The sequence below is a fragment of the Pedobacter heparinus genome, from assembly GCF_032678725.1.
In the GTDB taxonomy this organism is placed as follows: domain Bacteria; phylum Bacteroidota; class Bacteroidia; order Sphingobacteriales; family Sphingobacteriaceae; genus Pedobacter; species Pedobacter heparinus_A.
In genome coordinates this window covers 94,834-115,745 of record NZ_JAVTSC010000015.1, presented here as the reverse complement: position 1 = coordinate 115,745, position 20,912 = coordinate 94,834, and the positions used below count along the sequence as shown (strand labels likewise).

General features: G+C 45.3%; 21 protein-coding genes and 2 tRNA genes. 8 read left to right on the top strand and 15 right to left on the bottom strand.

Annotation, left to right across the window (positions count from 1 at the left end):
- Positions 1–16 precede the first annotated feature (16 nt).
- From R2Q85_RS20415 to R2Q85_RS20400, 4 genes are all read left to right on the top strand, one after another.
- Positions 17–379 carry a diacylglycerol kinase family protein gene (locus R2Q85_RS20415; RefSeq protein ID WP_316813648.1) on the top strand — a complete coding sequence of 121 codons (363 nt, stop codon included), beginning with the start codon at positions 17–19 and terminating at the stop codon, positions 377–379.
- A complete protein-coding gene (recO, locus tag R2Q85_RS20410) occupies positions 369–1,094 on the top strand; it encodes a DNA repair protein RecO (protein ID WP_316813647.1) in 726 nt (241 codons plus the stop codon). Before R2Q85_RS20415 ends, recO begins: the two co-directional genes overlap by 11 nt.
- Positions 1,095–1,218: 124 nt before the next feature.
- Positions 1,219–1,296: transfer RNA gene (locus tag R2Q85_RS20405), tRNA-Val, on the top strand.
- 44 nt (positions 1,297–1,340) lie between these two features.
- Positions 1,341–1,415: transfer RNA gene (locus tag R2Q85_RS20400), tRNA-Val, on the top strand.
- Between the two features lie 62 nt (positions 1,416–1,477).
- On the opposite strand, the gene R2Q85_RS20395 is transcribed toward R2Q85_RS20400, so the two are convergent.
- The 15 genes from R2Q85_RS20395 to R2Q85_RS20325 form a co-directional block, all read right to left on the bottom strand.
- The gene (locus R2Q85_RS20395; protein WP_316813646.1) at positions 1,478–2,128 is read right to left on the bottom strand and encodes a lysophospholipid acyltransferase family protein; all 651 of its coding nucleotides are present in this window, start codon (positions 2,126–2,128) and stop codon (positions 1,478–1,480) included.
- On the bottom strand, positions 2,125–2,946 hold the full coding sequence (locus tag R2Q85_RS20390; protein WP_316813645.1) for an alpha/beta hydrolase: 822 nt from the start codon (positions 2,944–2,946) through the stop codon (positions 2,125–2,127). The genes R2Q85_RS20395 and R2Q85_RS20390 overlap by 4 nt, the downstream gene beginning before the upstream one ends.
- The gene (locus R2Q85_RS20385; protein ID WP_316813644.1) at positions 2,943–3,305 is read right to left on the bottom strand and encodes a holo-ACP synthase; all 363 of its coding nucleotides are present in this window, start codon (positions 3,303–3,305) and stop codon (positions 2,943–2,945) included. Before R2Q85_RS20385 ends, R2Q85_RS20390 begins: the two co-directional genes overlap by 4 nt.
- On the bottom strand, positions 3,298–4,107 hold the full coding sequence (locus R2Q85_RS20380) for an enoyl-ACP reductase (RefSeq protein WP_316813643.1): 810 nt from the start codon (positions 4,105–4,107) through the stop codon (positions 3,298–3,300). Before R2Q85_RS20380 ends, R2Q85_RS20385 begins: the two co-directional genes overlap by 8 nt.
- Before the next feature lie 2 nt (positions 4,108–4,109).
- The gene (locus R2Q85_RS20375) at positions 4,110–5,459 is read right to left on the bottom strand and encodes a beta-ketoacyl-[acyl-carrier-protein] synthase family protein (protein ID WP_316813642.1); all 1,350 of its coding nucleotides are present in this window, start codon (positions 5,457–5,459) and stop codon (positions 4,110–4,112) included.
- A 2-nt stretch (positions 5,460–5,461) separates the two neighbouring features.
- Complete coding sequence (locus R2Q85_RS20370) at positions 5,462–5,722, bottom strand: acyl carrier protein (RefSeq protein ID WP_316813641.1); 261 nt, start codon at positions 5,720–5,722, stop codon at positions 5,462–5,464.
- Positions 5,723–5,727: 5 nt separating this feature from the next.
- A complete protein-coding gene (locus tag R2Q85_RS20365) occupies positions 5,728–6,276 on the bottom strand; it encodes a hypothetical protein (protein WP_316813640.1) in 549 nt (182 codons plus the stop codon).
- A 14-nt stretch (positions 6,277–6,290) separates the two neighbouring features.
- On the bottom strand, positions 6,291–7,013 hold the full coding sequence (locus tag R2Q85_RS20360) for an SDR family oxidoreductase (protein ID WP_316813639.1): 723 nt from the start codon (positions 7,011–7,013) through the stop codon (positions 6,291–6,293).
- 123 nt (positions 7,014–7,136) lie between these two features.
- Entirely contained in the window at positions 7,137–8,546 is a 1,410-nt protein-coding gene (locus tag R2Q85_RS20355; protein ID WP_316813638.1) for a PQQ-dependent sugar dehydrogenase, read from the bottom strand.
- A gap of 89 nt (positions 8,547–8,635) precedes the next feature.
- On the bottom strand, positions 8,636–9,553 hold the full coding sequence (locus tag R2Q85_RS20350) for an endonuclease/exonuclease/phosphatase family protein (RefSeq protein ID WP_316813637.1): 918 nt from the start codon (positions 9,551–9,553) through the stop codon (positions 8,636–8,638).
- Between the two features lie 4 nt (positions 9,554–9,557).
- Positions 9,558–10,958 (bottom strand): FAD-dependent oxidoreductase, encoded by a 1,401-nt coding sequence (locus R2Q85_RS20345; protein WP_316813636.1) that lies wholly within the window; start codon positions 10,956–10,958, stop codon positions 9,558–9,560.
- 19 nt (positions 10,959–10,977) lie between these two features.
- Positions 10,978–12,237: an MFS transporter gene (locus R2Q85_RS20340; RefSeq protein WP_316813635.1), complete on the bottom strand. Its 1,260-nt coding sequence runs from the start codon at positions 12,235–12,237 to the stop codon at positions 10,978–10,980.
- Positions 12,238–12,390: 153 nt separating this feature from the next.
- Positions 12,391–12,867, bottom strand: coding sequence for an OsmC family protein (locus R2Q85_RS20335; RefSeq protein ID WP_316813634.1), 477 nt, complete (start codon positions 12,865–12,867; stop codon positions 12,391–12,393).
- Positions 12,868–12,929: 62 nt separating this feature from the next.
- Entirely contained in the window at positions 12,930–15,464 is a 2,535-nt protein-coding gene (locus tag R2Q85_RS20330) for a phosphocholine-specific phospholipase C (protein ID WP_316813633.1), read from the bottom strand.
- A gap of 146 nt (positions 15,465–15,610) precedes the next feature.
- Positions 15,611–16,432, bottom strand: a complete 822-nt coding sequence (locus R2Q85_RS20325) for an ATP-binding protein (protein ID WP_316813632.1) — start codon at positions 16,430–16,432, stop codon at positions 15,611–15,613.
- A gap of 270 nt (positions 16,433–16,702) precedes the next feature.
- Between R2Q85_RS20325 and R2Q85_RS20320 the strand changes: the two genes are divergently transcribed.
- From R2Q85_RS20320 to R2Q85_RS20305, 4 genes are read left to right on the top strand one after another with little or no spacing between them, the layout of a single operon-like run.
- The gene (locus tag R2Q85_RS20320; RefSeq protein ID WP_316813631.1) at positions 16,703–17,848 is read left to right on the top strand and encodes a glycoside hydrolase family 105 protein; all 1,146 of its coding nucleotides are present in this window, start codon (positions 16,703–16,705) and stop codon (positions 17,846–17,848) included.
- Between the two features lie 53 nt (positions 17,849–17,901).
- Positions 17,902–19,185, top strand: a complete 1,284-nt coding sequence (locus R2Q85_RS20315) for a PQQ-dependent sugar dehydrogenase (protein WP_316813630.1) — start codon at positions 17,902–17,904, stop codon at positions 19,183–19,185.
- A gap of 5 nt (positions 19,186–19,190) precedes the next feature.
- Entirely contained in the window at positions 19,191–19,640 is a 450-nt protein-coding gene (locus R2Q85_RS20310) for a cytochrome c (RefSeq protein WP_316813629.1), read from the top strand.
- Positions 19,640–20,872, top strand: a complete 1,233-nt coding sequence (locus R2Q85_RS20305; RefSeq protein ID WP_316813628.1) for a glycoside hydrolase family 88 protein — start codon at positions 19,640–19,642, stop codon at positions 20,870–20,872. Before R2Q85_RS20310 ends, R2Q85_RS20305 begins: the two co-directional genes overlap by 1 nt.
- Positions 20,873–20,912 lie beyond the last annotated feature (40 nt).

The window sequence follows — 20,912 nt, the reverse complement described above, 5'->3', positions numbered from 1 at the left end:
ATTTGTGCTTAATGATATGATGCAAAAATTTCTTAAAAGCTTCGGTTATGCATTTTCAGGGCTTGCCTATGCTTTTAAAACGCAGTTCAATTTTAAATTTCATATCACAGCAATGTTTACAATCGGTATTGCGGGATGGTGTCTTAACCTGGCCGCAAATGAATGGCGCTGGCTCATTGCAGCCTCAGGCCTGGTGCTCATTGCCGAACTGTTCAATACGGCCATAGAGGTACTGGTAGACCTGGTCTCCCCTTCCTATCATGAAAAAGCCAAGGCTGTAAAAGATGTAGCCGCAGCAGCGGTATTGCTAGCCGCGGTCACTGCCATCGCCATAGGCCTGCTGATATTCATTCCAAAACTGCTCCACCATGTTGCATAAAACCAGGGGCATTGTTTTAAAGACCACACTGTATAGTGAAAGCAGTGTAATTGTGCAGATTTTTACAGAAAAATTCGGCATACAATCTTACATCATCAACGGGGTGAAAAAGCCAAGGGCCAAAATCAGGATGAATATGCTGCAGCCCCTGCACCTGGTAGATATGATTGTTTACCATAAGACCAATACCAATATCCAGCGCGTTTCGGAACTCCGGCCCTCGCCTGTTTTTCGCAGTATCCCCTATGACATTATTAAAAGTACCATCGTACTTTTCCTGAACGAAGTCCTGTACAAAAGCATCAGGCAGCAAACCACGGATGAACATTTATTCGATTTTATTTTTAATGCCGTTTGCTGGTTTGATGAAACAGAAGCGCTGAACGTAAACTTTCACCTGGCTTTTTTGCTTAAACTTTCCCGTTTTCTGGGATTTGCGCCCAGCACCCAGACCAAAAGCGACCAGAGTTATTTCGACCTGCAGGAAGGCGAATTCCGTTCTTCGCCACCGGTGCATGCCTACTTTCTGGATAAAGCAGATGCGGCCCTGTTCATTTCCCTGTTTTCTTCTCCTCTTGAAAAAATAAATGAAATAAATCTGGAGAACAAGACCAGGCGAGCTATACTAGATAAAATACTGGTTTACTACACTTTACATACCGCTTCTTTTGGCGAAATACGCTCCCACCAGGTTCTTGAGGATGTTCTTTCTTAAAAAACCAGATCTTTTTTTGCAAAAATGATTTTAGGGTGTATATTTGCAATCCCAAATCGAGGGGATCTTTGATATGGATTACAGCCCGCTCCGCTGGTTTTTAAACAAAGGAGCAGAACCAAAGGGGAGATTAGCTCAGCTGGTTCAGAGCACCTGCCTTACAAGCAGGGGGTCACTGGTTCGAACCCAGTATCTCCCACCAAAACAGCCGCTCAGCTGTTTCAAAATAAAAAGAGCAGAACCAATGGGAGATTAGCTCAGCTGGTTCAGAGCACCTGCCTTACAAGCAGGGGGTCACTGGTTCGAACCCAGTATCTCCCACAGTATTTTAAAAGCCCTTTTTTCTCAAAAGGGCTTTTTTTATGCGCGAACAAAAGTTCAGGCTATGGTTCTTTGGTAAACCTGATGTTTTTTGCTATGGCCAGTCGGTGGTGTGTGTTGACATTTTGCTTCAGTGCTTCGAAATCAAATTCCCGGCTTGTCCCGCAATCCAGCAGGTTGAAATAGATGGATGGTTTTGTACTTTCAAAATATTCCATCAGGTTGCTGCTCCAGATGAGCTGACAATGCCCTTTTACCTGTGGTACAATCTCCCTGAGGCCATCCTGAAACTGGATATGCCTGACATGGCTGCTTTCCAGGTTTCCCTGCGGATAAAAAAGCAATACGTTTCCAGGTGTAGACAATACCTCAGCTGCATAATCAAAGCTCTCCTGAATAGAGCGCTTTCCGGGGTCGACAGAGAAACTGCCGCAGTACTTAAGCCATTTGTTCTTCTGCATTTGTTTTTTCAGGGACATGATGTACAAATGCTTCATCACGTTTTTCTTTTTCAATACTTTAGCACACAGGTAATAAGCCAGGATGCCATCCAGGAAGCTGAAATGATTGCACATCAGCAGGTAAGAATGATCCGGCCTGACGTCAACATCGCTGATCACAAGCTTATTGAAACGTCGCTTCAGCAGCCAGCCGATCAATATGGCGCCGCAGCGGAAAAAGAAAGGAGGCAGTGGTTTTGCTTTGATGATCATAAGAGAGTATCGGCTAACCTGTTTACAAAATTAAGATTGATCATTTCATGGTTTTCATCCAGTACAACTACCTCAGCCGTTTTGAATTTAGCAAAAAACTGCTTCCCAATATCCGGCAGATACATTTTATCGTAACGCCCAAATATAAAGATACTTTTGATCTGATATAAATCCAGTTGTTTGATGAGCTTTTCTTCATCCGTCTCCAGCAAACGCAGATAGGTAAAACAAGCATAGAGCGCAAACCGGAGTTCAGGTGTGCCAACTTCTTTCTGCAAAATATCACGGCCTGTGGCATCTATAAAGCGGAGCCATTTAAAGAAACTGATGCACCTCATCATGGCTTTTTCACTCAGCATCAGCTTTTCGAGCATTTTATTACCGGCTTTATTTTTACCAAAGAACCGGATCAGCACGCCCGGATTCAAAGATGAGGGGGCAGCGACAATATATTCGTTTACCATGGCAGGCAGCTCTTCCACAATAGTGGTCGCGTAGTGTGAGCCCATGGAATACCCGATCACAGAAAAGGATTCAATTCCCTGATGCCTGCAAAAAGCAAGGACCATTGCTGCGAGCTCTGCTTTTTGTAAGCCTTTTTTTATAGTAGACAGACTTTGGTCTTTCAACTGGGTCTCTTTGTGAAAAAAAAGATCAAAACCCCAGAAAGTATACTCCTGCCCAAGCTGATCCTCCAGGAGTTTAAACTGTTTCCCATGCATACCGAACCCATGAAAGCAAAGCATATGACGCGGGCCCTGTCCAAACTTATAGTAATGCAGTTTTACAAACGAATCTTCAAAGTAATGTGCTGTCATATCAATTTGGCAATAGCAATGGCCCAGGCATAATCGCCATCGTGTGACAGCGTTAAACTCACCTGAAAAGGATTTTCCGGGCGATGGTGGAACACCACATGAGGGCGCCCGCTGATCTTTTCCCGGATGACCTCAATTTTCTTCCAGGACAGTGCTGCACGGTCAAGCTGTTTCACGGCTTTATATACCGCTTCTTTGGCCGCCCAGGTAGAGGCATAGCGAAGCAAAGAATCCTGAAACAACTCACAATAGCTGATCTCATTTGCGGTATACACTTTTTTTTTGAATAAAGGGTTCAGCGATTGTTTAAAATCGGGGATAAAGACCAGATCATTACCTACAGCAAATTCATTATTCATCTATACCTATACCCATAATGTTAAACCCTCCGTCAACAAAATGAATGTTGCCGGTAACTTTCTTTGACAAGTCTGAAAAATAGTACAACGCAGCATTTCCAACATCACCCGCGTTAATATTCCCCAATGGTGCAGTAGCCCTGGTTAATTTTCTGAGTTTTCTTACCCCGTTTATGCCACCCGCAGAAGTGGTCATTACCAGCCCTGCCGATAATGCATTTACCCTTACCCCCTTATTTCTGAAAGCATCCGCCAGATAATACACGATATTTTCCAGCGCTGCTTTGTTGATGGACATGCCCGCATATCCGGGAAACACCCGCTGTGAGGCATTGTAAGTTAGCGTCAGTATAGACGCCTGATCTGCCAGAAAAGGTTCGGCAACCCTTGCAATTCTAAGCAGTGAATAGGCGCTGATGTTAAAGGAATCCATTAGCTCCTCGAAAGGAATATTCAGATAAGTGGGCGCCGGGGCCTTACTGCCAGGCAAGCTGTAGCACATCACCTGCTGGCTACCAAATGCCACCCCGTGAAGGATATAATCAATCGGACCAAGTGCTGCATAAGCCTGTTGCATAAACGCTGCAATATCCGCTTCATTTCTCACATCAACCTGCATGGCTGATTTTTCAGAAAGCCCTAATTCTTTAAGCAAATGCAGCACATAGTCCTTTGTATCGTCTACATAGCTCAGTGCAATCTTAGCCCCGGACTGATGGAGCTTTACCGCAACATCATAAGCGATTGAACTGTCATTTCTGACACCGAAAATAAGGGCAACTTTATTTTTATTGTCAATCATCTCTACTGGTGTTTGGAGATGGCCATTGCACTGTTCGTGCCGCCAAAACCGTAGTTTAAACAAACGATCTGGTTGATTTCTTTTGCTACAGTTTGCCGGGATATCAGGCCTCTGTAGGCCTCAAGCGGTTTTTCAGGACCATCCCATTCTGCTGATTTCTGGAAAGACTCCTGTTCTGGATTCAGCACATCTGAGTTCAGACAAGGCAATACCTGCTGTTTTTCCAGCATCAATATGGAGGTGATCAGCTCTACAGCACCTGCCGCCCCGAGCATATGGCCAAATTGTGATTTCGGAGCAGAAATATGATAGCCTGCTTCACCCATAATATCAACTACACTCAGCAATTCGATCGCATCACCAACAGGGGTAGATGTACCATGAACTTTTACCACTTCAGGCTGGATCTGTAGGTTGCCGATCAGTCCTTTCCACAATCTTTTCTGACCAGAGAAAGAAGGAAAGAACATATTGCCGGCACCATCAGAATTGTTGTGGTAATTGTCGATCACCGCGAGGATGTTTGCGCCTCTGGCCTTTGCGATTTCATAGGCTTCAAGGGCCACGATGCCACATCCGAATGAGCAGACAAAGCCATTTCTCCGGGTATCAAAAGGGCGGGAGCTTTCGGCTGGAGTAAAGCCCTTGCTCAACACCTGCATCGCGTCAAAGCCGATGAATGTTTCCAGGGAAGTCCCTTCTACCCCACCAGCAACCACCCGGTCCTGGATGCCAAATTTGATCAGGCGGTAAGCATAACCAATGTTTCCCAGTCCTGTTGCACAGGCAGAACCAATGGCTTCGCAAACCCCTTTATTTTTAATCAGACAGGAAACATTGGCCGCATCCCGGTACACCATCGCCCTGTCCACCGTATGTGAACCGGCAATTCTGGTTTTACGCTTCAGTTCGAAGAAATTGTGCCAGGCCGTTCTTAAGATCACATGTCCCGCACCACCAGAACCAATGACCACTCCTGTCTCTTCAGATTCCGTCTCCTGCTTTGTCCAGCCAGCCATTTTAATGGCTTCCTGAGAACCGATCATAGACCAGATGCTGCCGATATCAGCTGTAGAGAGGTTCCCGTCAGGAATTCTGCCCAGGTGATCAATATAAGTTTCCGGATAACCTGCCGCAAGCGTAGAGTAGATGGCCTCGAGGCTCATTTCCTCAGTAGTGATGTAGCCTGAAACCGTGGAACGGATATTTTTTCCATGTGCCAGTGCTTCATCCCATTCCCTGATCAGACTTTCGCCGGCAAATAGTTTTTGTTTGAACTGATCCAGGTCCTTACAATTCGGAAAAGCCCCGCCCATGCCTACTATCGCTACCCTTCTTCCTTCAGCGGCCATGGCTATGCTCTTTCTTTAGTGCTGATGATCAGGTCAACAATATCTTTTACTGTTGATCCGAGGTCATCGATGTCATCATCATCAAACTCGACATCAAACTTCTGTTCTGCCTTTGCAGCGATGTTGATCATTTCTGTAGAGGGCGTATTGAGATCTGCTATGAAATCTGTGTCTTCTGTTATGTCCTGTAATTTTTCCGGGTCAATCGTCCGGACGGTCTTTAAGATGTCAACCAGCCCGTCAATAATTTCTTGTCTTTCCATATTCTTTATTTCGTTACTTTATCTCTTTTCATCCCTTTTCCTGTCACCTCAGACAGTTCAGCGATCAGGGTAAAATCTTCGCTCAGTTCATATCTTAGAAACTGTTCTTTTGTGTAACCGCTAAAATAGGCATTCAGGTCCAAACCTCCAGGCACTTTATAAATTCTCCCATCACAGGTCATTTGCCGGAACTTATAGAAGGTGATCTGTCCCATACTGATAAATACATCACCCTCTTCCAGATAGCTCCTGAAGTTGACCTGTCCTACACTGAGAAACAGCGGAATGAAATTGGTTTTCAGAAACTCAAAATCACATTTTTGTTTGATACATTCTAAAAAGGCGCTGCAGGATACTATCGTGGCCTGTGCAAATGCCTCGATCTGATCCACTCCCCTGAACACCCCAAAGTGATCTTCAACATCTCTTGCAACAGGCGCATAACTGGCTACAATACCGGTATCAGGTAAGTGCCAGTGATAGGCATTTAAAAGTATTTTTTTTGGCCCGTGGATGAGCACGTCTGCAGGAGGTACACCTAAAAGATTATTCATATTTGCTATATTGATCAGACAAGACCTCCGTTAACGTGAATATTTGTACCATTGACATAAGCAGATTGCTCGGACAAAAGAAAAGAGATCATTTCCGCAACATCTTCTGCTTTGCCAAATCTTTTTGAAGGGATCATCTTTAAATACTTTTCCTTTTCTTTCTCCGGGAGTTTATCCGTCATATCGGTTGCGATGAAGCCCGGAGATACACTGAGCACGCGGATCTGGTGTGCTTCGTTTAAAGCTGCAGCCTCTTGCGCCAGTGATTTGGAGAGGGCAACCAATCCCGCTTTTGTTGCTGCATATACTGCCTGAAATGCATTTCCGGTTTCCCCTACAACTGAGCTGATATTGATGATCACACCCTTTTTACTGAGGCTAAAGATTTTCATTGCAGTTTTACAGATCATGATCGGGGCCCGCAGGTTTACATTGAGCATCGTATCTATGGCCTTTTCAGGTTGAAATATCAGTGAGTTGTCAAAAGTAACCCCCGCATTGTTGATCACTCCATATAGGGTATCGCCATGTTCTTTTTTCAATTGTTTACAAAAGCCGGCCACCGCTTCTGGATCAGAAAGATCAGCACATAAAATCTGGCTGTCTGCTGGCACTTCTGTAAAGCTATCCGGAGTTGTAGCATGCAGGATCAGCTGGTATTCGGCCGCCAATTTTCTGGATATTGCCAAACCAAGGCCCCTGCTAGCACCAGTTATCAATATCCTTTTTTTTGTCATGTAATGCTTAATTTAACATAATTACGCGATGCGCCCCGTCCTCATCATCAGGTACACAGCGCATAACGGATGGCTAAATATGCTTATTTTTTTTTGAATATTACATGATCAGCCGGATCTGCTTTATTTATCTGACGGAACAAGCCGGTAGATCCTGCCCGGAGATTCGACTGCGATATAAACAAAGCCATCGGGAGCCATACGCACATCCCTTACCCGGCCTATGTTTTTAAACAGGATCTCTTCCTTAATTACTTTATTCCCTTTAAGCACGCTCCTTTGCAAAAACTTAAACCTTAAGGAGCCCGAAAGTAAATTGCCCTTCCAGTTTTTATATTTGTCGCCGCTTACGAAAGCCAGTCCGCTTGGCCCTATAGAAGGGATCCAATAGTGTACCGGCTGTACCATACCCGCCTTGGCCGTCAGGTTACTGATCGGCTTACCATTGTAATTGATGCCATAAGTAATCACAGGCCAGCCGTAATTTTTGCCTGCTTCCTCTATATTGAGTTCATCCCCGCCACGCGGTCCGTGTTCGTTGGTCCATATCTTGCCTGTTTCCGGATGAATGGTCATCCCCTGCGGATTACGGTGGCCATAATTGTAAATGGAAGCTTCAGCACCCGGTGTTTTCACAAAGGGATTATCGGCAGGAATACTGCCATCACTTTTAATGCGGTGAACCTTGCCCAGGTCACTGCCTTTAATTTCCTGGGGATTTACTTTTTCATTGCCCCGCTCCCCTACAGAAAAATACAGGTAACCGTCTTTACCGAACTGCATCCTGGAACCATAATGATGCTGGGTTTTGGAATAAGGTTCGGCAATAAAAATATCTTTCTGTTCCTTCAGTTCATTTCCCTGCAGTTTAGCCTGCATAATGGCTGTAGTAGCCAGTACTGTACCACCTTCATTTTTAAATTTTGAATAGGAGAGGTATATTTTGTTAGTATTGGCAAAATCCGGATCCAGAATGACATCCATCAAACCGCCCTGCCCCCTGGCCAGTACATCAGGGGCTCCGCTGATACTTTGTAAAGATTTGTCTGCTTTTACCCTGTAAAATTTCCCGTTTCTGTCCGTAACCAGCATTTCTGCAGCAGGGAGAAAAGCCATTCCCCAGGGAACATCCATTCCTTCTGCAACAAGCTCAAGCCTGATATCCATTTCCTCTGTTTTGAAAAGATCCGACGCAGGCCGTTCCGCAGCAGTATACTTATCTACGTTTTTTATCCCTTCCAGGATATAATCGGCAAGTGCATTGATCTCTTTATCACTTAAACTTTCGCCAAATGCAGGCATGCCTTCATTTTCCCGGCCAAATTTTACAGACTTAAACAGATCTTCTTTTTTATTGCCAAACTTCCATTTGCGGTCCACAAACATATCCATCTTTTCGCCATGACAGCCTGCGCAGTAATTCTTGTAATTCACAGCCGGATCTGTTTTCAGCTCCTTTTCTGCACTTACAAAACTAAAGCTGACTACAGTCACCATCCCGGTAAAAACCAGGGCACCAATACTTTTAAGCATAAAAAAATAGAAATAACAGATAAAACTGTTATGAAAATACAATTTTATCCCCAAAAAAAACAATCCTATCCTAAGTGTTACGCTTTAATTCAGATGCTCAGTTCTGAGGAGACAAAATAGTGATCGCTCGGGTAGCGGCCATTGACAGCAGTTCTGATAATGTCTGAAGATACCACCGATATGCCTTCACCCCTATAAAAAATGAAATCAATTTTCCGGCCGGTATCTTTCTTAGGATATTTATCGCCCAGAAACTGATGCACGGTATAGCCGGGCTCCGTATCGCCATGGAGCTTCGTGTATGAATCCGTCCATCCCCGCTCTTTAAGTGAAGTATAAACAGCATTAGACATGCCGGCATTAAAGTCGCCGGTGAGGAGCTGAGGAAAATCCTGCTGGTATTGTTGCGCCTCGGCTTCCACCACTTTTATCTGGCCGATACGGGCGGGCTGACTTTTATGGTCCAGGTGAAGATTAATCACCCTGAACTCTTTTCCGGAACGCTTGTCTCTCAGGCGCACCCAATTGGCATGACGTGCACGAGCGGTGTCCCAGGAAAGACTTCCTGCCACCAAAGGAGTTTCTGACAACCAATATCCTCCCGCAGACAGCAAGTCGTACCGTTTAGTGGAATAAAATATCGGATTTTTGGCAATACCCTGGTAACCAACCTGGGGTCCATCCATCTCAGGCCCTTCAAAACCAAAGGAAAAGAAATCGGGAAATGCCTTTTTCAGGTCTTCATTCTGATTTCTCAATACTTCCTGCATGCACATAATATCCGGTTTTTGCCGGCGCATGATGTCCACACAAATGTCCTTCCGGCCTTTCCATCCAAATCCAGCCTTTTCGTCATCCGGAAGATCGACACGGATATTGCAGGTCAGGATTTTATGCGGCCCGTTTTTCGCCCCATCCCAGATATCCGCTGCAGTTGCAGGAGCAGAAAGTAGTGGAGTGGCAGCCAACAGCCCCACACCCTTGATGAAACTTCTTCTTGATGCCATGTTTTTAGGATTCAGATTCAATAAGTGTCTTTGGCTCGAGATAGGCGCCCTTTTCCAGCAATTCTGCCTGAAGTTCGCTGACATTGAGTTGTGATGGAAGAATATTTTTTCTTATGGCCAGTTTTGCTGCCCTGCCTGCGGCCTCTCCCATGGCCATGCAAGGTGCCATCACCCGGATGGCCGACATGGCTTCGTGTGTGGTAGAGATGCAACGTCCTGCTACAATTAAGTTTTCCACTTTTTGCGGGATCAACGTGCGATAGGGTATGTCATAACTGTCGCCACACCAGGTCAGGGTGCAGCCCCCACCTTCAGGGTGATGGATATCCAAAGGATAGCTGGCCACCGCAATGGCGTCTTCAAACCGGCGACAGCTCAGAATATCATCAGCGGTCATCACATATTGACCAACTATGCGGCGTGTTTCTCTAATTCCTAAAAAAGGGGCCATTTTAGTAAACATTGATTGCTCAAAACCAGGCACATACTCCTTCAGGTAGCGTTGAATTTCCTCTACCTGCTTGCGGCCTTCAATTTCCCCATGTGTTAAACTTTCCGGATTGGTACCATCAACACCATTGATCCTTGACATATTGACCCAGACTTCACCTTCGCGCAAACCTGTAATCAAGATGGTACGTTCTACGGGCAGATGATATCCAGCTTCACGGGCCTTTTCCATAACACTTCGTAAACCCACTACAATGAACTGGTTGTTTTGTCCGAAATATTCGCTCGGAATAAAGTCGGTCAGATAGGTGCGCGGCTCCTCGGCTATAGACATCCTTAATTTTTCAGTATCCACACCGCCCATACAGAACATTAAAGTTGGGGGCTGCGCCCCGCCATGTTCATTGCCCTGCTCACATGGCACACCCGCCTTAAAAGCAACATCGGCATCCCCGGTACAATCAATCACGGTTTTGGCAAGGATCACTTCCCTGCCCGATTTACTTTCAATAATCACCCCTTTAATGGCGTTACCTTCCATAATCACCCCCGCAAAAAACACATACAGCAACACATTCACCCCACTGTCCACCAGCATCTCCAGGCCTACATTTTTAACCGCTTCTGGTTCTACCAGCGTTAAGCTCATGTGTAAAGGGCAAGGTCTGTGTTCGCTCGAGGCATCTACAGCCTTTAAGCGATCTATAAATTTCTGAGGGATACCTTTAATGATCTGGTTTCCTTTTTGTCCTAAAAAACCCAGGATCGGCAAACCAATCGTCATGTTGCCCCCTACAAAACTCCGGCTGTCAATCAGGGTAACCTTCAGACCATCTTCTGCAGCGGCCTGTGCGGCAATCAATCCCGAAGGCCCGCCGCCGACCACCAATACATCAACTTCCAAACGTACAGGCAAACTTTTGGCCGGCTCTGTAATCATCGTTCTATTTTCCATTTCAATTCTATTTTAAAACTTATGCTATACTATCTGTTTTTGCAGCAGCCAGCGGCTTTTCAGGCTTTACCATAGTCCATAAAACCAATACCGCAATCGGATGCAGGAAAGCCATGGCAATAAATATTTTCTCTGCCCCAAGCGTCCCCATAAACTGTCCTACAAAATAATTAAACCCTACAGCCCCCAGGGCACCAAATCCACCCGCTATCCCCAGCACACTGGCTACATTTTTTACCGGGAAAGCTTCTGCAATAACCACACTTATGGTAAACAACCAGCTCAAACAGGCTACCGCAACAATGCTGAAGATGAATAAGGTGGCAAAGGGACTCGGGATATAAGGGGTAAGGATACAAAGCGGTGCAACCACAGCTACACTGGTCAGCATTATTTTTCTTGCTTTTAAAGGTTCCTTTCCTTTTCTGACCATATGGTCTGACCAGGCCGCTGTACCAATAGCCCCAAGATCGGCAACCAGGAAGGGGATCCAGCCAAACATGCCCATCTGGGCTAAAGAGAAACCAGATGCTTCCTGTAAATAACCCGGCAACCAGAACAGGCAAAAGTACCATACCGGATCACTGATGAACCGGATGATTAAAATGCCCCACAAACTTTTTCTTCCCCAAAGCTGCTTCCACCTAAAAGCCGGCCCCGTTTCTATTTTAGTGGTCCCTGCTGCCTCAAGTGCAATCGCCGCTGGTGGATCCCGGTAAATAAGAAGCCACAACAGGGCGATGATCAGTCCAACTACCCCGGCAACAATGAATACCATATGCCAGTTATAGGTAATGGCCAGCCAGGCCACCAAAGGAGGGGCAATAATGGCACCTATTGAGCTTCCTGCCACACAAAGACTGTTGGCTGTAGCCCTTAATTTGCCGGGAAACCAGACCGTGACTACCTTTAGTTGAGCCGGAAAATTGGTGGGCTCTGCCATACCCAGCAGACCCCGGAAAAACGTAAACTGAGCAAATGTTCTGGAAATACCCCCGCCAATACAAGCTACCGACCAGCCGATAATACCGGCAAACATGACTTTTTTAGCACCAAACCGATCCACCAGCCAGCCCGAAACGGGATACATAATGGCATAACAAACTGTAAAAATGTTCAACACCAAGGCATAGCCGCTATCGTTCAGCGCAAACTCCTTTTTTAGCACCGGTTTCAGAATAGATACGATCTGCCTGTCAAAATAATTAAATACAATAGCCAGGAATATGATAAAAATAATAAACCACCGTCGTCGTTTAGGCTTTAATAGTTCAGGCATGTCTCAATCAGGTTAATATATCTGGCGCGTTCTTTGAATTCAAGGCATTGTCTATACCGTTAAAGAACCAAAACCTAAAATAACTAAATTAAAACATTTAAAACAAAATAAAATTAAAATAAACAAAATGAAAGCACATTGTAGCGCGCGTTTTTAACCGCGCTCTACAATACACTTGGGTTGGTGCTTAATCGGAAAATTGCAGGAATTTGCAATAAAACACATTTTATTGGCCTGATCATGCAAAGCATTTGCCTTTTCCAGCTGCGATTCATCTGTAATCACCACCACAGGATTTAAAGTAACCTCTGTAAAATGGCCACTCCCGTCTGCGTTTTCCAGCATGCTCCCTACAGGCCTGTCTTTGTACTCCATCACGATGATCTCATTCTGCGAACACAAATGCAGGTACCAGAGCATATGACAGGAAGACAAAGCCGAAAGTAACAGATCTTCGGGGTTATGTTTTGTTTTGTCGCCAAGGAATGCAGAGTCTGAAGAACCAAATATATCCGGCTTGTTATCAATAGAAATGATGTAACTTCTGTCGTACGACCGGTAATCCATTGTTCCTGAACCTTTATTACCCGCCCATGTAAGTGTCGCTTGATATTGATGTACTTTAGCCATAATTGATGTCGTTTATTGTTTCCACCAATTTAAACATTCTTCTTTATCAATGCTACAATAAACTAAACAATTCCACCCATAGCCGGATCACTGAAGCTGGCCTTACCGGTTTCTACCCTTCCTGCATACCTTTGTTCAAAGCCGGCAAGGCCATCAACGCTGAACCTGAAGTCGTACCAGCCATGTGTGGCTTTAAGGTCCAGTACAATTTCCTGGGTACTGCCTGCAGCAATGCTTTTTTTAATCTCGTTTTTACGATAGCTGACATCTTTAACAGTCAGGGCATAACTTTTTGAAGGATTTGTGTTCACTACCTTCAACAAGATGTTTCCAGTCAGTTTTCCACCAGCACCCTCATATATACAGGATATGCTCAGGTCCGGATTATTGGCTGAGCCTATAAATTCCCGGTAATAACCATTAGGCCCATCCACTCTGAGCTGATATTTACCCTTTTCAAAATTTGCCAGTGGCCAGTTGTACGTTACAGTATCCCCGGCTACAGCAGCGAAAGACCAGTTCCTGCATACCTGGCTGCCATTTTCCGCATCAGTATACGCCACAGGAGCATATACCGTAAAAGGTGAGCCGGCAGCCGTTTTTCCAAAAACAGTATCCCCGGCTTTAAACCTGATCTCAAAACCCTTCTTATCCGCCTGCAATTGCCCATCGGCATACAACTCGTAAGGCAGGGCACAGGAAGGCCTGATCCCTTTTTCCTGTGCTGACATGACTTTACCTGAAAGCGGATCAGCGGCAAATGCAGCGACATCTCCGCTGCTCAGTTTTTTAAAACCCGATGGATCTTCTTTAAATTTAGCATTGTAAATGCTTTCCACCATGGCATCCCGTTTAAGGAAATCGATCTGGTCTGCTTTGTCTCCGTTAAAAGGGGTAAATACTGATGTCAGGTCACCACAAATCGCCCTGCGCCATTTACTGATGTTCTCAATTTTAATTTCTTTGTTTAATTTTTTACTGAAAAACACTTCCAGGAACTGCAGGGTTGAGGTATGGTCAAATACCTCCGAACAGACCCGGCCGCCCCTGCTCCATGGCGAAGCAATCAGCATAGGTACCCTGAAACCAAGACCAATAGGTGCCTCCCTGGCCGCCTTTTCCGGAATGCCCTGCTTCAGCTCATTGGCCAGCCTTACATGCTCTATCTCCGTATCGATCCCTGCAGATACTTTGCCAGTCCCCGGAACCTTGTTGTCGGCGATAGAGAATGGCCTTACATGGTCAAAATAGCCATCATTTTCATCGTAAGTAGTGATAAAGATCGTCTTTTTCCATACTTCCGGGTTTTTGGTCAGGATATCCAGCACCTCCGAAACGTACCAGGCACCATACCAGGGTGCGCTGGGGTGGTCAGAAAAGTTCTGCGGCCCGGCCAGCCAGGATACCGCAGGCAGTTTCCCGGTATTCACATCCGTTCTGAACTGGTGCAGCACATCCCCTTTGGGTACTGTCACTTCCCGTTGGGTAGCCCCATCTTTATAGCTCAAAGTGCTGATGCTGCGGTAATCAGGATCTCCGGAGTTGATCACAAAAGCCCTTTTAAACAAACGCTTTTGTTTATCAGACAATTTATTGTATTCTTCTGTACTCCATTTTTTAAGCTCCGAAGCGGCATTGTCCAGGGCCTCCATTTTATGTTTCAGATCCGCCTTTATCTTTTTGGCCGCAGCCTCACTTGAAGGGCTCTCCTCCTGCAGTTTATTGATCTGTTCAGGTAAAGTATCTACCAGGTTTTGCAGGTTTCTGACATAACGGGAAGAAAACTTCACGTTATACGCAGCAAAAAACTCCAGTAAGTTACAGCCAAAATTGCCCAGCCAGGCACGCTCTTCTCCCTTGTAGCCACCACCGCAGCTCAGGTCGTTCTGGTAAAATCCCCATGGAATGTTGTTGTCTTCCAGCAATTCGGGAAAGGCCCGCCAGGGCAGCTTACCAAAACTAAAATCATCATTCCTGATGTTCACTTTTTGCAAGCCATCAAGATCATAACTGACCTTACCCGTCCAGAAGAAAGACCTGTTGGGCGTGGTACTGGTCATCCCTGAACAAAAATTCTGGTCGCAAACGGTAAAAGCATCGGCCATGGCATAATTAAACGGCAAATCTTCCCGGTTATAATGACCTAAAGTTAAAGGCATTGCTGAATATTTCTTATTGCCTGATTTTTTCGCCGTTAGCCAGCCATCATATTTACCTTTATTATAGGCATCAACCTGGCTGGCCCGCGAATGCGGCAAAGAACCAATCCAGGTTACTTTAGAATCTTTAATGTTTAAGCGGAAAGGCGCATAGGTATTGCCGGCGGCATCAGTTTGCATCCACACCGGTTTTTGATTGGGCAGGGTGATGGCACGTGGGTCGTTAAAACCCCTTACGCCTTTCAGGGTACCAAAACAATGGTCGAAAGACCTGTTTTCCTGCATGAGTATAACAATATGTTCTGCATCCAGAAAGCTGCTGCCCAGTTTCGGGTCAATGGCCAATGCCCTTTGTATAGATGCCGGAAGCATGGTTGAAAGTCCGGCAGCACCGGACAACAACAAAGATTTCCTGATAAATGCTCTTCTTGATTCCATAATTTGTGTGTGTGTTGATTACCTTAACTCTTGAATAAGGATTCTAATTTCACATTTTTAAATTACGAAACCATTTATTTAGTATAAAATTCTTGTTATATTTTATTAAAAAACATTAAAAAGGCTTTACCAAAATTAAAAAGCGATCATTTTAACTGATAAGCCATCACGCTCTTTTTCCAGAAGGTAGGAATATAAACAATGCGTTTAACCGGGTCATAACCGATATCGGCGGTATTCTTCTTCTCCAGGTGCAGGTCCAGCAGCAATTCATGTTTCCCGTCGGCATGTACGTAATACACATAACCGCCCCAGCAGGAAAACAGCCAGTCGCCATTGCCAACAGGTTCTATCCCGTCACCGCCATTGGGCAGCTCCGCAATTTTCGTCAGCTTTTTCTGCGCATCCGCTTTCCACAATGTTTTACCTCCGGCAATGTACAGTTCATCGCCTATGGCTTTTAAGCCATTCACACCGTTCACATTTTCCATATATAAGGATACCTTGCTGCCTTCAATCCGATGAATGCGCTTGGTCCTGGAGTCAGACACATAGACTATGCCTTTATCGCTAACGGTAATGTCGTTCAAAAATTTTGCGCTGTCTACTGGTATTTTCAGCTTTATCTTACCTTTCACCATATCAATCACCACTACATCAGTCAGATCCGCAGCATATAAAGTATTTCCAAACCTGCCCAGTCCTTTTGGTGAATTTAAGCCGGTGATCCAGTCATGGTTGATCATTTTACCTGTGATACTCAGCTTGGCAACACCACCAATGCCGTCCTTATCATTCGGATTATTGCCCATTACAGAAGCGTAGAGGATACCCGCTTTCGTATCGGGCAAAACAGACTCTGGCAAATTGATCACACTATCGGTTTCCCAAAGTTTTTCCAGGCTGTGCTGAGCCTTTAAATTTAATGAAGTAGCAAGCATAAAAGCGAGTGCAACGTATCTTTTCATATCAGCTGAAATTAGGGCTTAGGTAATTCATGTTTTAAAAATACATAATTTCTTAAAATTCGCTATTTCCTGTTGCATTTAACCAATAATCAACTACAAAAATACTGTCCGAATTTAACCAGGTTATATGCAATCTTACCATTTACAGCCAATTATAGCATCAAATACGCATATCCGGTACAGGCACATTTGGAGCCGTTTTTAAACCATCAAATAAAAGCTAACTTTAATGGTATAAAAAGCAAAGAAGCTTAACAACCATTAGTAAATATGAACAAGAACTCTATTTTAGGCATAGCCTGTCTCGCCTCCTCATTGATCCTTGCCGGGACAGATCTTGCCCATGCACAGTCTAAAGCAGCTGATTTAAAAAACTGGCCAAAAGGCAGCGCTCCAAAAGAAATAGGCGCGCGAATAGCCGACCGCTTTGTAACTACGCCGCACTCCAATTTTAACAGGCCAGGGCCTCCAAAAGTGATCACCTATCCCGAAACCTGTACATGGTATGGCGCACTTACTTTTGCAAAAGAGACCAGGAATGCCAAACTACTGGGCCAACTGAAAGATAGGTTTGAGCCGCTTTTTGGTGTAGAAGCTAAAATGATCCCGGTACCAGACCATGTAGACTATAGTGTGTTTGGTGCTGTTCCGCTGGAACTGTATATGCAAACCAAAGATAAAAAATACCTTGACCTGGGCATTTCGATTGCCGATAAGCAATGGGGGCCACCAGAAGGGCCCAGGGTAAAACCTGAATCGCATGAATTCTATAACAAAGGCTATACCTGGCAAACCAGGCTCTGGATAGACGACATGTTCATGATCACTGCATTGCAGGCCCAGGCATACCGTGCCACCGGAAACCAGAAATACATAGACAGGGCGGCTAAAGAAATGGTATTCTATTTGGATGAACTGCAAAAGCCAAATGGCTTGTTTTACCATGCCCCGGATGTTCCTTATTACTGGGCACGTGGCGATGGCTGGATGGCTGTAGGCATGGCCGAACTCCTGAGGTCTGTGCCAAAAAGCAATCCCAATTACGAAAGGATCATGAAAGGTTATAAAGACATGATGGCCTCTTTACTTAAATACCAAACCGAAGAAGGCATGTGGCGCCAGCTGATCGATCAACCAGAATCATGGCCGGAAACCTCTGCCACCGGCATGTTCACCTTTGCTTTCATCACCGGCGTAAAAAATGGCTGGCTGGACAAGGAAATTTACGGGAAGGCGGCGCGTAAAGCATGGCTCAAACTGATCACCTATATCAACGAAAACAACGACATCACAGAGGTTTGCGAAGGCACCAACAAAAAAAATGACCTGCAGTATTATTTAGACCGTAAAAGAAATGTTGGCGATCTGCATGGGCAGGCACCGCTGCTGTGGTGTGCTACCGCTTTATTGCGTTAACTGCCTGCAAAGCATACCGCAGCATGAATTTTTAACAGACAATATATACTTCAATGAAAAAAATACTCCTAATCCCCATTTTACTTAGCGCAGTGGTGTTTTTTACACTCAATGCCTTTAAGGACATTTCGGCAGCCCGAGACCCAAAACCAGATGCAGACAATGTTGGTTTAAAACTTCCGGAAGGCTTCGGAGCATTAAAAGTAGCTGATATAGGTGCAAAAGCCCGGCACCTGGTCGTTACCCCTCAGGGCAACATCTATGTGAAACTGGCCCGGGTAAAAGAAGAAAAAGGGATCATTGTACTTAAAGAGAACAGCGAAGGCAGGGCCGAGATCACCGGCAGCTTTGGCAATTATGGCGGCACGGGCATTTATATGAAAGACGGATACCTGTATGCTTCTTCCAATAAAGAAGTTTTCCGCTACAAACTGAACGACAAAAACGAGGTTATCGACCCAAATAATCCGGAAACAATTGTGAAGGGCTTAAAAATGGGCCGTCAGCATGAAACCAAATCATTGGTACTGGATAATGATGGAAACATCTACGTTAACATTGGCGTACCCTCAAATTCCTGCCAGGGGCAGGACCGGGGCCTGAGGTCGAAAGGCATACCAGGCTGCCCATTGTTAGATTCTGCAGCAGGCATTTGGCAGTTCAAGGCAAACAAGCTGAACCAGAGTTATGCAGAAGGTGTACGTTACGCCACAGGTTTAAGAAATGTGGTAGGCTTAGACTGGAACCAGCAAAACAACCAGCTTTTCGTGATGCAGCATGGCCGGGATAACCTGAACAGTTCATGGCCGGAACTTTACAATACCAAAGAATCCGCAGAACTGCCTGCAGAATGTCTTTATGCCCTAAAAAAAGGCGACAATGCCGGCTGGCCCTTTATGTATTATGATGGCATACAGCATAAAAAAATTGTTGCGCCTGAATACGGTGGCGATAAAAATAAGGAAGCAGATGCCAAATACCTCGATCCGGCAGTAGCATTCCCAGCACACATGGCACCTAACGGCTTGCTTTTTTACACCGGAAATATGTTCCCAGCCAAATATAAGAATGGAGCCTTTATTGCTTTCCACGGCTCCTGGAACCGCGCACCGGAACCTCAAAAAGGCTTCTTTGTGGTTTTCCAGCCATTTAAGGATGGCAAACCTTCCGGCAACTGGGAAATCTTTGCCGATAACTTTGCCGGTACTCCGGAAAAAGCAGCAATGAACAAGGCCGACCACCGTCCATGTGGACTGGCACAAGGCCCTGATGGCTCGCTTTATGTAACCGACGACTCCAAAGGAGTGATCTACCGCATTCTATACAACCAGAAATAAACCTGATGAAAAGAATTACCATAACTTTATTGATCTTAGCCGCAGCTGGTTTACAGCTAAATGCGCAAACAAAAGGGAAGAAGACAGCTGCCATTAAGCCGCAACCGCTTAGCGCAACAGTAATGGCGAAGGGAAAAATGATTTACAATAAATATTGCCTGGCCTGTCATATGGCAGATGGTGCAGGTGTACCCAACATGAACCCTCCCTTGAGCAAAACATCTTATGTACTGGGCGACAAAACCAGGCTGATCAACGTAATTCTTAACGGATTGGCTACAGGTGAAGAAATAGATGGCGAGACCTATACCAATGTCATGCCTGCGCACAACTTTTTAAGCGACCAGGAAATTGCAGATGTGTTGAGTTTTGTGAGAAACAGTTTTGCAAATAAAGCAACTGGCATTACCGTTCAGGAAGTAAAAGCCCTAAGGGCAAAAAACATAAAAAAATAATGAAGAACCCCTATTTATTTCTGCTGGCATTTTTAAGCTCAGGCAGCATTTTTGCGCAAAACAACACAGAAGCGGTGGTGCGTAAGGTGGCCGATAACATCATCGCCAACACCTCTTTTAAATTTGTAAATACAAAAACCAATGAAACTTACGAATCCACAAAGGGGCTTGCCGTCTCGCCTGATGTTAAAGTGGCCAGCAAGTTTAACAAATGGATGTATGTGAACGGGGTGCTCACCATCGGCATGATGCAAATGGCAGATGTGCTGAAAGATAAAAAGTACGCTGATTACTCCTTACATAACTTTGAATTCATTTTTAACAACCTCAGCTATTTCGAAACGCTGTACAAAGCAAAAAATCCCAGAACTGAATTTGGCGCTGTTTTTAACATCACCAATTTAGATGCCTGTGGTGCTATGGGGGCCGGGCTTTCCGATGTGAACGCCCTGGCGAATAAGCCGGAGTATAAAGCCTACCTGCAAAGGGCTGCAGATTACATTTCCAACAAACAGCTGCGCCTGGCAGACGGGACCCTGGCGCGTCCAAACCCTCGGTACAGGACCATGTGGGCAGACGACCTGTTCATGAGTGTACCCCTGCTGGCCAGGATGGGCAAAGTTACCGGAGACAGCAAGTATTTTGATGACGCCATTAAACAGGTAGAAAGCTTTAACAAATACCTCTATGATGCCAATACAGGTTTGTTTTTTCACAACTATTACGAAGATGTTAACCTGCAGGGCGTAGGCCACTGGGGCCGTGCCAATGGCTGGCTTGCGGTTGCACAAGCACAACTACTGGACCAGCTGCCAGCCAGGCACCCCAAACGTCCTGAACTGATTCAGCTCTTGTTGCGTCAGATCTCGGGTTTTGCCCGTCACCAGGATCAAACCGGTTTATGGCACCAGTTGCTGGACAAACCCGATTCTTATCTGGAAACTTCGGTTACAGCCATGTACATCTATACGGTTGCCCATGCAGTAAACCAGGGATGGATCCATCCTAAATATATTTCCATAGCCAATGAAGGCTGGAAAGGACTGCTTACCAAAATTACCCCTGATGGCCAGATGCAGGACGTTTGTATCGGCACCAATATGGATGAAGCCCTTAAGTTTTATTATACACGCCCGACGGAATTGAACGATACACATGGCTTAGGTGCATTTTTGCTGGCCGGAACCGAAATGGTGATCGCAGAACGAAACGCCGCCAAAGATAAAAAGTAAACCGTTCAAACCGTATCACAAAAAGCGGGCTGCATCCATG